We start from the raw sequence: 14,346 nt of genomic DNA on the forward strand, positions 1-14,346 counted from the left end.
CGTTCACGCGCGGCGCGGGCGCCGCAACGGCCGTCGACGCCTGCTCGTCGGCCCGCCGCGGCAGCGGCGCCGCCATGGCCGGGCGGAGGGGCCGGACCGGCGCCGAGGGCGGCGGGAGCAGCGCGGGCACGATCGGCAGGGCCGGATCGGTGGCCGTGGCCGGTTCTGCCGGCGGGGAGTCGACGGCCGCGATGACGGCCGTGGCCCACGCGGCGTGCCCGACGTCGTCGAGGTGCACGGAGTCGCGGCGCGGGCGGGTCGGCAGCACCGCGACGCGGAGCCGGTGGCGCTCGGCCTCCTCCCGGATCACCGCGTCGAACGGGTGGCGCATCCCGCCACGGGTGGGGCGGATCGTGCCGACGACCGAGCCGGTGGGCAGCGCGGCGAAGACCCCGCGCAGAGCGCTCTCCATCCCGGGGGTGTGCCGGGTCAGGTCCTCCGTCCCGATGATGCAGCTGACCAGCGCGGCGGGCTCCTCCGCGGTGAGCGCGGCGAGCTCGGGCAGCTGCCTGCCGAGCACGTCGGCCACCCCGGCCCCGGCGCGCGACAGGTTGACCACGCGCCACGCGTCGCGGCGGCGCAGCAGCTCGTGCACGACGCCGACGTAGCCGACCTCGCGGGTGGTGGCGCCGATCCCCTGGCTGGCCGAGTCGCCGAGCACGATCCACAGCGGCCCGCTCGCCTGCCGGGCCTCGAGGTTGGCCGCGGCCCACTCGTCGGCGAACGCGCGGACCTGCAACCTGCGCGCCGACGCCCCGGGCAGCAGCCCGCCGAGGAACCGCTCGCCACCCGCCTTCGCGCGGCGTGCGGCCGCACGCATCCGGGGAACCTGCGGGGGAGAGCTCATGGGGACTCCGAGCGATCGGCGCCTGGCGTCGGCGGCACGAGGTGGGGGAGGTCACCGTAGCCATACCGTGATCCTTCGGGCCGGGCGGGTCCGACCCGGCGATCACCGTGCGGTACTCGGAGCGGACCGAGATCGAGAGGTTCTCCTCGGCCCCACGCCTGGCTACGATCCGGACTCCCGCTGTGCCCCGCGCCACACCGCCCACCGACGCGCCGGGAGGCCCCATGACCAGCCAGCTCACCGACTTCACGGCGATCCTCGCCCGGTGGGAGGCCGAGCGGCCCGACGCGGTCGCGCTGACCTACGGCGGAGTGGACCGCACGTGGGCGGAGCTGGCCCTGCGGGTGCGGCGGAACGCGGCGGCGCAGCGGGCGACCGGGCTCGTCCCCGGTGACCGGCTCGCCGTCCTCGACCTCAACCACCCGTCGTGCCTGGAGCTGACGCTGGCGTGCGCCCAGGTCGGCACCGCCAACGCGGTCGTCAACTTCCGGCTGGCGCCGCCGGAGATCGTCTACGTCATCAACGACGCCGCCGCGCGGATCCTGTTCGTGGGGCCGGAGTTCGCCGCGGCGGTCGAGCAGGTACGGGACAAGCTCCCCACCGTCGAGCGCGTGATCCGGGTCGGCGGGGAGGACGACGAGTACGAGGCATGGCTCGCCGCCCACGACCCGGACCCCGAGGTGTACCCCGCAGGCCCGGACGACTGCTTCGTGCAGCTCTACACGTCGGGCACCACGGGTTTCCCGAAGGGCGCGATGCTCACCCACCGCGCGATGCTGGCGCACGCCGCCAACGTCGCGACCGACTTCGACCTCGACCCGGGCGCGCGGGTACAGGTGGCGATGCCGCTGTTCCACGTCGGCGGCACGAGCTACGCGCTGCTCGCGATCTCCTGCGGCGCGCGCATCCTCATGATGCGGATGCCCGATCCGGCCGCCGCCCTGGAGATGCTCGAGCGCGAACGGATCACGCACACGTTCCTCGTGCCCGCACTGCTGGCCGCGATGGTGCAGGTGCCGGGCGCCGCCGAGCGGGACTACTCCGCGCTCACGGCCCTGTCCTACGGCGCCTCGCCGATGCCGCTGCCGGTGATGCGGGCGTGCCTGGAGCTCTTCCCCGGCGTCATGCACCAGGTGTACGGGATGACCGAGGCGGGCGGCGTGGTCAGCTCGCTGGGCCCGGAGGACCACGAGAACCCCGCCGCCGAGCACCGGCTGATCTCCGCGGGGACCCCGATCCACGGCGTCGAGATCGAGATCCGCGACCCGGCCACCGGCGATCCCGTCCCCACCGGCGAGCCGGGCGAGATCTGGGTGCGCACCGAACAGCTGATGGGCGGCTACTGGGGCAAGCCGGACGCGACGGCCGCCGCGATCACCCCGGACGGCTGGCTGCGCTCCGGCGACGGCGGGCACATCGACGCCGACGGGTACGTCTACGTCACCGACCGGATCAAGGACATGATCATCAGCGGTGGGGAGAACATCTACCCCGCCGAGATCGAGCGCGTGCTCGCGGAACACCCGGCGGTGGGCGACGTCGCGGTGATCGGGGTTCCCGACGAGCGGTGGGGCGAGGTGCCCAAGGCGATCGTCGTACCGGCGGCCGGCGGGGAGTTCGACGTCGCCGCGCTGCTCACGTACTGCGCGCAGCACCTGGCCTCGTTCAAGTGCCCGAAGTCGGTGGACGTGCTCGACGAGCTACCGCGCAACCCCACCGGCAAGGTGCTCAAGAAGGAGCTGCGCAAGCCGTACTGGGAGGGCCGGGAGCGCCAGGTGGTGTGACCCGGGCGGCGTCGGGGGAGCGCGCGGCAGGAAGTGGTGAATGGGGGCGCGACGGGTCCGTGCGCGGTCAGAAGCCGAACGCGCTGATCGCGGGCAGGGTGCCGGTGCGCAGGCCGTCGAGGACGAACCGCTCGTGCGGGACGACGGGCTCGGGCAGCGCGTCGAGGGTGCACCAGCGCAGCTCGGCCGCCTTCGCCGCTTCCATCAGGCACGGGTCGCCGGTCCAGCGGCTGCAGGTGAAGAAGAAGTCGACGCGCTCGTCGATCGGTTGGTGGTTGCCGTGGGTGCGGTGCATCGCGGTGAGCGGCACCAGGTCGGCCTGGTCGATCCGGACGCCCAGCTCCTCCGCCGCCTCCCGGCACGCGGCGGCGAACGCCGACTCGTCGGCCTCGACGTGCCCGGCCGCCGCCGACGCCCAGTGCTCGTCCATGTAGCCCGTGCCGCGGCGCAGCTGGAGCAGCACCTCGTCGCCACGTCGGAGCAGGACGTACGCGGCCGGGACGACGCGGAACCTCACGTGCGGCGACCTTAGTGGGCATCGCACCGGCGATCAGGAGCGCATTGGTGCGTCGAAGAGTCCGGGCGCCCACGCCGCGGCCCGCGGCCGCGACGCCCACCACAGCCGCGCGTAGAGCCGCAGCAGGCAGGATGGACCGGTGCCGGTGCTCCGACGGGCGGCGCACCGGAGGCGGTGCGCCGCGGCGGCAGCTTCCAGGTCCTGGCGGCGCAGCTGCGCGAAGTGCTCGAGCGGGTCCATCGGGTTCATTCCTTCCTCGGCAGGGTCTGCGGGAAGTAGGTCGCGAGGAACAGCCGTACGGCCCGGGAGCCTTCGGGTCGCAGCCCCGGATTCTCGAGGCGGTCCCAGTAGCGATCGAGGATCGCCGCGAACTCCGCGGACACCTGCTCCAGCTCCTCGACCGTCAGGTAGGTGATGGTCGCCCGGTGCGCCGGGACGCGCCGCCATTCGTCGGGCTCGCGATCACGGCGCCGGACATACTCCTTCATGCGGCCGAGCTCGAAGTCCAGGAAGACCTCCGTCAGCGTCTTGGCCGCCAGCATGCCCTCCGGCTCCAGGCCCTCGCTGGCCCAGCTCTGGTCGTACTTGACCAGCTTCCACGGCTTCTCCCGCCCCTGCCCGCCGTCGGCCTGCTCCACGAACCCGTATTTGGCCAGCATGTTCAGGTGGTACGAGCAGCTCGCCACGCTCTCGCCCGTGTACTCGGCACAGCGCGTGGCCGTGGCCGTCGACTCGAGCCCCAGCAGCTCGATGAGCTTCCAGCGCATGGGGTGGGACAGCGCGCGCAACGCCTTGGGATCGGTGATACGTCCCGGCAGGTCCTCGGTCACGGGAGTCAAGATAGCTTGCGCAACATCTCTTGAGTAAGACTCCTTGCGCAAGGAACGCTTCTTGACTCGCCGGTAACCCCTGCGCTAGACCCGGCGGATGCTGCTCTCCACGCAACTCCAGTACGGCGACGACCCGATCCGGAACGCCGAGGCGGTGGTGGCGTTGGAGCAGGCGGGCCTGGACGTCGTCTGGGTCGCGGAGGCCTACAGCTACGACGCCGTGTCGCTGATGGGGTACCTCGCGGCCCGCACCGAGCGGGTGCAGATCGGCTCGGGGATCCTCCCGATCTACAGCCGCACCCCGACCCTCACCGCGATGACGGCCGCCGGGCTGGACGCACTGTCGGGTGGGCGCGCGATCCTCGGGCTCGGAGCGTCCGGGCCGCAGGTGATCGAGGGCTTCCACGGCGTCCCGTACGACAAGCCGATCGCGCGCACCCGCGAGATCATCGAGATCTGCCGGAAGGTCTGGCGCCGGGAGCGGCTCACCAACGACGGCCTCTACAAGATCCCCCTGCCGGAGGGCCAGGGCACCGGCCTGGGCAAGCCGCTGAAGCTGATCAACCACCCGCAGCGGGCCGACATCCCGATCTGGGTCGCCTCCTTGGGCGACAAGAACGTGGAGATGACCGCGGAGCTGGCGAACGGGTGGCTGCCGCACGCCATGATCCCGGAGAAGATGCGGGAGGTGTTCGGCCCCGCGCTGGACGCGGGGTTCGCCAAGCGGGCCGCGGAGCTCGGGCCGCTGCAGATCACCGGGGGCGGCATCCTCGCGCTCGAGGAGGAGATGTTCGAACCGGCCCGGCAGCTCGCCCGCGGGATGTACGCGCTCTACATCGGCGGGATGGGCGCGCGCGGCCGCAACTTCTACAACACCGTCTTCTCCCGCCAGGGCTACCCGGACGAGGCGAAGATCGTGCAGGACCTGTACCTCGACGGGCGGAAGGAGGAGGCGGCCGCCACGCTCCCCGCCGACTTCATCGACAAGGTCACGCTCATCGGCCCGCCGTCGCACGTGCGGGAGCGGATCGCCGCTCTGCAGGAGGTCGGGGTGACGCACCTGCACGTGAACCCGATCAGCAACGACGCCCCGAAGCTGATCTCCCAGGTCAAGGAGTGGATCGCCTGACGGTCCCCGCGGCACGGGCGCGCGCCCGTGCGCCCCGTCTTCGCCCATGCCCCCCTCCTCGGTCCGTGCCCCCCGTCGACGGAGCGCGTGGCCGCACACGGGGTGCACGGACCGCGAGGGAGGTCGGGACCTGCGGCGCGAGGGCGACGGCCGGGCCGTGTCCGCGGTCCGGCTCCCCTGCACCCGATCGGACGAGGGGGACCCCGTGCACATGACGGAAGGTCACCAGACCACACTCCGAGGTGACGGATCCCCGACCGGCAGGAGCCCGCGTTGCTCGACCTCGCCATCGCCGTGTCCGATCGACCGGTGGCGCCGCATCAGTACACCTACGTCGAGACGCACGCGTGGTGGCTGGGGAGCTTCGGCCCCCACCAGCACCTCACCGAGCAGCGGCTGCGGCTGTGGGTACCCGCCCAGCCCGAGCGCGACTGGCTGCTGGACCGGGAGCTGACCGGGGCGCAGCGCTGGCTCACCGGCTCGGCCGACGAGGCCCGATCCGACGGGTTCGACCTGCGCGACATCGCCCCGATCGGCCGGTTCCGGGCCCCGCACGGCAACTTCGACGCCGCGCTGCCCGACGAGCTGTTCGACGAGTCCCTCGAGGCCGTCTGCGCCGCGCCGCAGCCGCCGCGCCGCGGCAGCTGGCAGTCGCCCACCGTCGACTTCCTCACCACGCTGCCCCGCGACCCGGCGGCGCTGCTGGCCCGGCTCGTCGAGGACAACCCCGGCAGCTGGTTCGGCCCGTTCACCGCCGCGGTCACGGCACTGCGCACCGGCATCGTCCCCGCCGAGCTGCGCGCCGCGTTCTACCGGGCGGTCACGGGCCTGCCCGGCGTGACGTTCACCGAGGGCGCGGTGAACATCGACGGGCTCGAGTGCCTCGCGCTCGTCCAGGACGCGGGCCGCACCCGCACCGAGCTCATGATCGACCCGGACGACGGCCAGTTCGCCGGCGAGCGCGACACGCGCGCATCGACTCCCGGTGCGGGCTCCCCACCGGCACGGTCATCAGCACGACGGCGGTGCGCACCGCCGTCGTCGACGGCCTCGGGAAACTCCCGTAGGCGTGATGCCGACTACCAGGTGCGTAGCGCGGTACCAGCCCGGCACGCCGAGGACTAACCTGGCGGGCAGTCCTCGGCGATGACGATGCGATCCGATCAAGGCGGTCCTCAGCGTGTCCAGCAGCAGTACCTCGAACCAGGCAGGCCAGTTCGGCCCCAACGAGTGGCTCGTCGAGGAGATGTACCAACGTTTCCTCGACGACCCGGCCACGGTCGACCCGGCCTGGCACGAGTTCTTCGCCGACTACCGCCCCGCTGACGCAACCGGATCGGGCGCGCCCGAGGGCAACGGCGCGCCGGCCGGCCCCGCCGACGACACCCAGCGGTCCACCGCCCCGCACACCCCCGCCCCCACGCCCACGGCCGAGCCCGCCGAGCCCACCGAGCGCAGGCGGGTGGCCGACCGCACGGCGATGACGCCGCCGCCCGCCGCCGACGCCAACGGCACCGGGGCCGGGCAGAAGACCCCGCCGCAGAAGCCCGCCGCCAAGGCGAGTGCGCCGGCCAAGCCGGCAGCGGGCAGCACCTCGCAGGCGGCCAAGCCCGCCGCCGACAGCGGCGACGGCGCCCGCACGACACTGCGTGGCGCGGCGAACGCCGTCGTCAAGAACATGAACGCCTCGCTCACGGTCCCCACCGCCACGAGCGTCCGCGCGGTACCGGCCAAGCTGCTGGCCGACAACCGCGTCGTCATCAACAACCAGCTCCAGCGCACGCGCGGCGGCAAGATCTCGTTCACGCACCTGATCGGCTTCGCCGTGGTGCGCGCGCTCGCCGACTTCCCGGTGATGAACCGCCACTTCACCGAGGAGAACGGCAAGCCGACCGTCGTCCAGCCCGACCACGTCAACCTCGGGCTCGCCATCGACCTGCCGGGCAAGAACGGCCAGCGGTCGCTCGTCGTCGTCTCGATCAAGGGCTGCGAGTCGATGAACTTCGCCCAGTTCTGGTCGGCGTACGAGGACATCGTCCGCAAGGCCCGCAACGGGAACCTGCAGGCCGAGGACTTCGCGGGTACCACGATCAGCCTCACCAACCCCGGCACGCTCGGCACCAACCACTCCGTGCCGCGGCTCATGCAGGGCCAGGGCGCGATCATCGGCGTCGGCGCGATGGAGTACCCGGCCGAGTTCCAGGGCGCGAGCGAGGAGCGGCTGGCCGAGATCGGCGTCAGCAAGATCATCACGCTGACCTCCACCTACGACCACCGGATCATCCAGGGCGCGGAGTCGGGCGACTTCCTGCGCCGGGTGCACCGGCTGCTGCTCGGCGAGGACGCCTTCTACGACCAGATCTTCACGTCGCTGCGGGTGCCCTACGAGCCCGTCCGCTGGGTGCAGGACATCCCGGAGGGCGCGGTCGACAAGACCGCCAGGGTGATCGAGCTGATCGACGCCTACCGCACGCGCGGCCACCTCATGGCCGACACCGACCCGCTCAACTACCGCCAGCGCCGCCACCCCGACCTCGACGTGCTGTCCCACGGCCTCACCCTGTGGGACCTCGACCGCGAGTTCGCCGTCGGCGGCTTCGGCGGTCAGCAGCACATGAAGCTGCGCGACGTGCTCGGCCTGCTGCGCGACTCCTACTGCCGCACCATCGGCACGGAGTACATGCACATCGCCGACCCGGACCAGCGCACCTGGCTCCAGGAGCGCATCGAGGTCCCGCACCAGAAGCCCAACTCGGCCGAGCAGAAGTACGTGCTGTCCAAGCTCAACGCGGCCGAGGCGTTCGAGACGTTCCTGCAGACCAAGTACGTCGGGCAGAAGCGGTTCTCGCTCGAGGGCGGCGAGACCGTCATCCCGCTGCTCGACGCCGTGCTGGACAAGGCCGCCGAGCACGAGCTCGACGAGGTCGTCGTCGGCATGCCGCACCGCGGGCGGCTCAACGTGCTCGCCAACATCGTCGGCAAGCCGATCAGCCAGATCTTCCGCGAGTTCGAGGGCAACCTCGACCCCGGCCAGGCCCACGGCTCCGGCGACGTGAAGTACCACCTGGGCGCCGAGGGCAAGTACTTCCGGATGTTCGGCGACGGCGAGACCGTGGTGTCGCTGGCGTCCAACCCGTCGCACCTCGAGGCCGTCGACCCGGTGCTCGAGGGCATCGTCCGCGCCAAGCAGGACATCCTCGACAAGGGCGAGGACGGTTTCACCGTCCTGCCGCTGATGCTGCACGGCGACGCCGCGTTCGCCGGCCAGGGCGTGGTGGCCGAGACCCTGAACCTCGCGCTGCTGCGCGGCTACCGCACCGGCGGCACCGTGCACGTCGTGATCAACAACCAGGTCGGCTTCACCACCGCGCCCGAGCACTCGCGCTCGTCGCAGTACTCCACCGACGTGGCGAAGATGATCGGCGCGCCGGTCTTCCACGTGAACGGCGACGACCCCGAGGCGTGCGTCTGGGTGGCCAAGCTCGCCGTCGAGTACCGGCAGCGCTGGAACAACGACGTCGTGATCGACATGATCTGCTACCGGCGCCGCGGGCACAACGAGGGCGACGACCCCTCGATGACCCAGCCGTCGATGTACGACATCATCGACGCCAAGCGCAGCGTCCGGAAGATCTACACCGAGTCGCTGATCGGCCGCGGGGACATCTCCGTGGAGGAGGCCGAGCACGCGCTCAAGGACTTCTCCAACCAGCTGGAGCACGTGTTCAACGAGGTCCGCGAGCTGGAGAAGACCCCGCCGGCGCCGAGTCCTTCGGTGGAGCAGGAGCAGTCGGTCCCCAGCGACCTCGACACCTCGGTGCCGCTGGAGGTCGTCCACCGCATCGGCGACGCCCACGTCGAGCTGCCCGAGGGCTTCACCGTGCACCAGCGGGTCAAGCCGGTGCTGCAGAAGCGGGCCAAGATGTCCCGCGAGGGCAACGTCGACTGGGCCTTCGCGGAGCTGCTCGCCCTGGGCTCGCTCGCGATGGGCGGCAAGCTGATCCGCCTCTCCGGGCAGGACACCCGCCGCGGCACGTTCGTTCAGCGGCACTCCGTCGTGATCGACCGCAAGTCGGGCGAGGAGTACTACCCGCTGCGGAACCTGGCGGAGCACCAGGGGCGGTTCCTGCCCTACGACTCGGCGCTGTCGGAGTTCGCCGCCGTGGGCTTCGAGTACGGCTACTCGGTGGCCAACCCCGAGGCGTTCGTGGCGTGGGAGGCGCAGTTCGGCGACTTCGTCAACGGCGCCCAGTCGATCATCGACGAGTTCATCTCGTCCGGCGAGGCCAAGTGGGGCCAGATGTCGGACGTGGTCCTCCTGCTCCCCCACGGGCTGGAGGGCCAGGGCCCCGACCACAGCTCGGGCCGCATCGAGCGGTTCCTCCAGCTGTGCGCCGAGGGCTCGATGACGGTCGCGGTGCCGTCGGAGCCGGCGAACTACTTCCACCTCCTGCGCCGGCACGCCCTCGACGGCGTCCGTCGTCCGCTGGTGGTGTTCACGCCGAAGTGGATGCTGCGCGCCAAGCAGGTCGTCAGCCAGCTCTCCGACTTCACCGGCAGCCGCTTCCGCACCGTCATCGACGACCCGCGCCACCGCGAGTCCGACAGCCCCGCCTCGGGCGTGCGCAAGGTGCTGCTGTGCAGCGGCAAGATCTACTGGGAGCTGGCCGCGGCGCGCGAGAAGCGGGAGATCGAGGACAGCGCCCTCGTGCGGATCGAGCAGCTCTACCCGCTGCCCGACCGCCAGCTCGCGTCGGTGCTCGAGCGCTACCCCAACGCCGAGGACATCCGCTGGGTGCAGGAGGAGCCTGCCAACCAGGGGGCGTGGCCGTACTTCGGCCTGGAGCTGCCCGTGAAGGTGCCGCGGCTGGTCGGCATGAAGCGGATCTCGCGGCGCCGGATGGCCGCTCCGGCCGCCGGCTCGTCCAAGGTGCACGAGGTGGAGCAGGCCGCCCTGATCGACTCCGCATTCGAGGACTGACCGCGGGTGTATTTCACCGACCGCGGCATCGAGGAGCTCGTCGACCGCCGCGGTGAGGAGCAGGTCAGCGTCGAGTGGCTGGCCGACCGGCTGCGCACGTTCGTCGACCTCAACCCGGCGTTCGAGGACGCCGTCGAGCGGCTGGCGAGCTTCCTCGCCCGCGACGACGCCGACGACCTGGAGGAGTAGGACACCCGGGGCCGAGACCGCGTTCTGCGGCTCGGCCCCGCGGTCGTTCCGGGGGTGTTCCGGCGGACCGGGCTGCGATCGGGCGGTTGATCGCCGCGAGGTCCGCGTGCCCGCACCCGCAGGCGCGGAAACCGCACTCTGACAGCGATCACCGTCCGCTGGATCGCCGCGAGATCCGCGCACGCGCACTCGCAGGCGCGGAAACCGCACGCTCACGACGATCACTCCCCAGCCGGGCAGGGCGGCCGCCACCCCGGCCTTGATCACCGCGAGATCCGCATCAGCGCACCCACCCGCACGAAAACCGCGCTCTCACGACGATCACCGCCCGCCTGATCGCCGCGAGATCCGCGTCGGCGCTCCTACGACGACGACAACTGCACACTCGCGGCGATCAGCACCCGGGGTGCACTGGACCTCACCTTTCGGCCAGGGCGGGCCGGACCTTTCCGTGGCCCGTCGCCTGCTCGAACGCCCGCCCGACCCGCAGCAGCCCGAGCTCGTCGCGGTGGGGGGCGACGATCTGCAGGCCGACCGGCAGCCCGTCGGGGGTGAACCCGGCGGGCACCGACAGCGCGGGGCAGCCCGTCGCCGAGATCAGGTACGCCGAGGACATCCACTCGAGGTAGTCGCGCATCGGCACGCCGGCCACCTCGTTCGGGTACTCCCAGTCGATCGGGAACGGCGGCACCTGGCTCACCGGCGCGAGCAGGGCGTCGTAGCGGGTGAAGAACTCGCGGACGCGGTGGAAGAGGGCCGCGTGCAGCAGGTGGGCGCGGCCGATGTCCGGACCGGAGAGGGCGCGGCCGGCCAGGACGTTATCGCGGAGCGTCGCCTTGAACGCGTCCGGGTGGGCGTCGAGCTGCGCGCCGAACGTGAGCTCGAACTGCCACGCGCGCAGTGTCCGGAATACCTCGTCGGCGCCGGTCAGGTCGGGGCACGCCGGCTCGACGACGCAGCCCAGGTCCTCGAACACCCGCGCCGACCGTTCGACGACGTCGCGGACTCCCCCGTCCACCGGCACGGTGCCGCCGAGGTCCGGTGCGACGGCCACGCGCAGCCCGCGGACGTCGGTGGACGGCTCCGCGGCGAACACCGCGCCGGGGGTGTCGAGGGCCGCCGGGTCGCGGAGGTCCGGCCCGGCCAGCACGCCGAGCAGGAGCGCGACGTCGCCGACGGTCCGCCCCATCGGGCCGGCCACGGCCATCGTCGCCAGCGGCGCGGCCTGTGGCCACGCCGCCACCCGGCCGGGTGCGGGGCGCAGGCCCACGACGTTGCAGTACGACGCGGGGTTGCGCAGCGAACCGCCCATGTCGCTGCCGTCGGCGATCGCGTGCATGCCGCAGGCGAGCGCGGCCGCGGCGCCGCCGCTGCTCCCACCTGCCGAGCGGTCGGCGGCGTAGGGGTTCGTCGTCGCCCCGAAGACCGGGTTGACGGTGTGGCTGCCCGCGGCGAACTCGGGCACGTTCGTCTTGCCGATCGTGATCACTCCGGCCGCCCGCATCCGCTCGACGACCAGCGTGTCGTGCGCGGGCACGTTCTCCGCCAGCAGCGGGGAACCGTAGGTGGTGCGGATGCCGGCGGTGTCGTGGGTGTCCTTGTGCGCGACCGGCAGCCCGTGCAGCGGGCCCACGTCCTCACCCTTGGCCAGCCGCTCGTCCGCGGCGGCGGCGGCCTCGGCGGCGCGGTCGGCCACCAGCGTGACGACGGCGTTCACCGCCGGGTTGCACCGCTCGATCTGGGCGAGGTGGGCGTCGAGCACCTCGCGTGCCGAGACCTCCTTCGCCCGCAGCATCCTGGCCAGCTCCCGCGCCTCCGTGAAAATCATGGCCCCATCGTGACGCACCCGGCGCTCCGGCGACCCCGACGTTCGGCGACCAGCAGTGGCATCACGGACCGGTAACGGGCACGATCGGGCGATGTGAGCCCTCGATCCGGCCGACCGGATGCCACCAAGCGCGGCACCGGCCACCCGATCCGTCGATCCTCGATCGTGGCGCTCACCCTGGGAGCGGCCGCGCTGGTCGCCGCCCCGCCGTCGGCGGCGGTGGTGCACCCGTCCGGGGTCGCCCACGTCGACCCGGCGTCCGCCGCCCCGCCGGCGCAGGCGGGCCCCACCGTCGCCGCGCTGCCCGACCGCCGCGGTGACGAGCTGATGGTCGCCGACCTGCTCCCCCGCCGGTCCACGGTGGCGGCCGCGCCGGCCGCGGCCACGCCTCCCGCACCCGCCGCTGCTGCGCCGGCGGCACCCGTCATCCCGGCCGTGCCCACCCCGGCGCTGCCCCGGATCACCACCACCACCGCGGCACCCGGCACCGCCGCTGCGGCCGCGATCGCGTTCGCCGAGGCCCAGCGCGGACTGCCCTACGTCTGGGGCGGCGACGGCCCGCAGTCCGGGGAGACCGGCTTCGACTGCTCCGGCCTGACGACGGCCGCCTACGACTACGCCGGCGTCTCCCTGCCCCGTACGGCGCACACGCAGTACTACGCGGGCCCGCACGTGCCGGCCGACGCCCCGCTGCAGCCCGGTGACCTCGTCTTCTACGGCGTTCCCGAGCGCGTGCACCACGTCGGGCTCTACCTGGGCGACGGCATCATGATCAACGCTCCGACGTTCGGGAAGCCGGTCCGGTCGGCCTTCGTGCGGTACGCGGGTGACGACTACCTGGGCGCCACCCGGCCGGCGGCGGGCAAGGACGCGCCCGGCCTGCTCCCGGATCCGGACCTGCCCGTCGAGGTGCCCCCGGAGCCGGCCCCGGAGGCACCGCCCGCCCCGACCGAGTTCCCCGCGCCCCCGGTCCCCGAGCCCGCACCGGTGCCCTCCGAGGTCGACGCCCTGGCCGCGCCCGCCGAGGCATCCGGGGCCGCCGAGGGCAGCGCCGACCCGACGGGTGCGCAGGCGAGTTCCGCGCCCTCCGACACGACCGACACGACCGGCACACCGGCACCGAGCGGCTCCGCGATCGCGGCGGCGCAGGCCCTCGCCTCCACGGACACCACGGACACCACGGCCGTCCCGGACGCGACCAGCACCGGTACGCCGACGACCACGGCGCAGACCGCCACCGGCGACCCGGCAGCCGACAGCATCCCGGCCGACAGCCTCCCGAGTGGCACGGCGACCGCTGCGGAGGCCACCACCCCGGCGTCCGGCACCGCCGCAGCCCCCAGCACCCCGGGCACCGGCGAGGCCGCTGCGGCGGGCGCCCCGAGCAGCACGAGCCCCGGCACCACTGACGGAACGGCGACCAGCAGCCCTGGCACCACCGAACCCACGACGCCGGACACCGCGGCCGGCACGGACCCCAGCAGCGCCCCAGCAGCCGGCAGCGCAGCACCCGACAGCGCAGCACCCGCCGCCACGCCGGGTACCGCCGAAGCCGATACCCCGACGAGCACGCACCCCGACAGCGCGCGAGCAACCGGGAGCGCACCTGCCGCCAGCAGCGCCGGTGCCGCAGAGCCCACGACGGCGAGCCCCTCGACCAGCGCGAGCCCCGCAAGCGTCACGGCATCCGGCAACGGCGAACCGATCGCGTCGACCGTCCCGCCCGACGCGGCGAGCGGCGCGGCCGCACCCACGGGCACGACCACCACCTCCACAGATCCGTCCGCCGAGCCCTCGGACGCGCCCGCAGCCGCCGGTACCGCGGCGACGGACGACACGGCGGCGGCCGAGCCGCACACCTCCGCATCCGGTTCGGACGACAGCAGCGCCCTCACGCTGCCCGGCGGCGACAGCCTTCCGCTCGTGCCCGCGGGCCGGGACGCGGACGGCCTGCCCAGCGCACCGTCCGCGGGGTCCGCCGGCGTGCTCGGCGGCGACCCGACCGTGATCGCCCTTCCGGCGGACTCCGCCGACCTCGCCCCCGGCGCCGCGATCGTCCTCGACGACGGCTCCGGGCCGCGTGAGCTGACCGTACGGTCCGTACGCACGGTCGACGCCGCCACCGCGGCCGGCATCGCCACCGCCGAGGGCGAGGCGAACCGGATCGTGCTCGTGCAGCGCGGGAATGAGGCAACGGTGCTGGTGGCGGTGGCCGAGCCGGTGTGAGCACGCGCCGTTCGA

The 14,346-nt window shown here is 73.1% G+C and carries 11 protein-coding genes; 6 read left to right on the top strand and 5 right to left on the bottom strand.

Features of this window, described 5'->3' with window-relative positions:
* On the bottom strand, window positions 1-847 hold an 847-nt coding region (locus tag KME75_RS03585), incomplete at its 3' end, for an SGNH/GDSL hydrolase family protein (RefSeq protein WP_219413073.1).
* A gap of 224 nt (window positions 848-1,071) precedes the next feature.
* Between KME75_RS03585 and KME75_RS03590 the strand changes: the two genes are divergently transcribed.
* Window positions 1,072-2,631 carry a long-chain-fatty-acid--CoA ligase gene (locus KME75_RS03590; protein ID WP_219413074.1) on the top strand — a complete coding sequence of 520 codons (1,560 nt, stop codon included), beginning with the start codon at window positions 1,072-1,074 and terminating at the stop codon, window positions 2,629-2,631.
* 67 nt (window positions 2,632-2,698) lie between these two features.
* Here the strand turns inward: KME75_RS03590 and KME75_RS03595 are convergent, their stop codons facing one another.
* From KME75_RS03595 to KME75_RS03605, 3 genes are read right to left on the bottom strand one after another with little or no spacing between them, the layout of a single operon-like run.
* Window positions 2,699-3,148, bottom strand: coding sequence for an NUDIX domain-containing protein (locus tag KME75_RS03595; RefSeq protein WP_219413075.1), 450 nt, complete (start codon window positions 3,146-3,148; stop codon window positions 2,699-2,701).
* A gap of 33 nt (window positions 3,149-3,181) precedes the next feature.
* Complete coding sequence (locus tag KME75_RS03600) at window positions 3,182-3,388, bottom strand: hypothetical protein (RefSeq protein WP_219413076.1); 207 nt, start codon at window positions 3,386-3,388, stop codon at window positions 3,182-3,184.
* A 5-nt stretch (window positions 3,389-3,393) separates the two neighbouring features.
* Window positions 3,394-3,978 (bottom strand): ArsR/SmtB family transcription factor, encoded by a 585-nt coding sequence (locus KME75_RS03605; RefSeq protein ID WP_219413077.1) that lies wholly within the window; start codon window positions 3,976-3,978, stop codon window positions 3,394-3,396.
* Window positions 3,979-4,075: 97 nt separating this feature from the next.
* Here KME75_RS03605 and KME75_RS03610 point away from each other — a divergent pair, with 97 nt between their 5' ends.
* From KME75_RS03610 to KME75_RS03625, 4 genes are all read left to right on the top strand, one after another.
* Window positions 4,076-5,107, top strand: coding sequence for an LLM class F420-dependent oxidoreductase (locus KME75_RS03610; RefSeq protein ID WP_219413078.1), 1,032 nt, complete (start codon window positions 4,076-4,078; stop codon window positions 5,105-5,107).
* 273 nt (window positions 5,108-5,380) lie between these two features.
* Window positions 5,381-6,232 carry a hypothetical protein gene (locus KME75_RS03615; protein WP_219413079.1) on the top strand — a complete coding sequence of 284 codons (852 nt, stop codon included), beginning with the start codon at window positions 5,381-5,383 and terminating at the stop codon, window positions 6,230-6,232.
* A 55-nt stretch (window positions 6,233-6,287) separates the two neighbouring features.
* Complete coding sequence (locus tag KME75_RS03620; RefSeq protein WP_219413080.1) at window positions 6,288-10,088, top strand: multifunctional oxoglutarate decarboxylase/oxoglutarate dehydrogenase thiamine pyrophosphate-binding subunit/dihydrolipoyllysine-residue succinyltransferase subunit; 3,801 nt, start codon at window positions 6,288-6,290, stop codon at window positions 10,086-10,088.
* A gap of 6 nt (window positions 10,089-10,094) precedes the next feature.
* Window positions 10,095-10,277, top strand: coding sequence for a DUF6104 family protein (locus tag KME75_RS03625; protein ID WP_219413081.1), 183 nt, complete (start codon window positions 10,095-10,097; stop codon window positions 10,275-10,277).
* Between the two features lie 418 nt (window positions 10,278-10,695).
* On the opposite strand, the gene KME75_RS03630 is transcribed toward KME75_RS03625, so the two are convergent.
* The gene (locus KME75_RS03630) at window positions 10,696-12,105 is read right to left on the bottom strand and encodes an amidase (RefSeq protein ID WP_219413082.1); all 1,410 of its coding nucleotides are present in this window, start codon (window positions 12,103-12,105) and stop codon (window positions 10,696-10,698) included.
* Window positions 12,106-12,270: 165 nt separating this feature from the next.
* Between KME75_RS03630 and KME75_RS45585 the strand changes: the two genes are divergently transcribed.
* Window positions 12,271-14,331: a C40 family peptidase gene (locus tag KME75_RS45585; protein WP_308282528.1), complete on the top strand. Its 2,061-nt coding sequence runs from the start codon at window positions 12,271-12,273 to the stop codon at window positions 14,329-14,331.
* Window positions 14,332-14,346: the final 15 nt, after the last annotated feature.

The sequence above is a fragment of the Pseudonocardia nigra genome, assembly GCF_019396355.1.
Classification (GTDB): domain Bacteria; phylum Actinomycetota; class Actinomycetes; order Mycobacteriales; family Pseudonocardiaceae; genus Pseudonocardia; species Pseudonocardia nigra.

What these genes read in the sequence shown, in the direction of transcription:
- KME75_RS03600 (WP_219413076.1), bottom strand. Translation starts at nt 3,388, where the DNA reads ATGGACCCGCTCGAGCACTTCGCGCAGCTGCGCCGCCAGGACCTGGAA.
- KME75_RS03590 (WP_219413074.1), top strand. Translation starts at nt 1,072, where the DNA reads ATGACCAGCCAGCTCACCGACTTCACGGCGATCCTCGCCCGGTGGGAG.
- KME75_RS03610 (WP_219413078.1), top strand. Translation starts at nt 4,076, where the DNA reads ATGCTGCTCTCCACGCAACTCCAGTACGGCGACGACCCGATCCGGAAC.
- KME75_RS03630 (WP_219413082.1), bottom strand. Translation starts at nt 12,105, where the DNA reads ATGATTTTCACGGAGGCGCGGGAGCTGGCCAGGATGCTGCGGGCGAAG.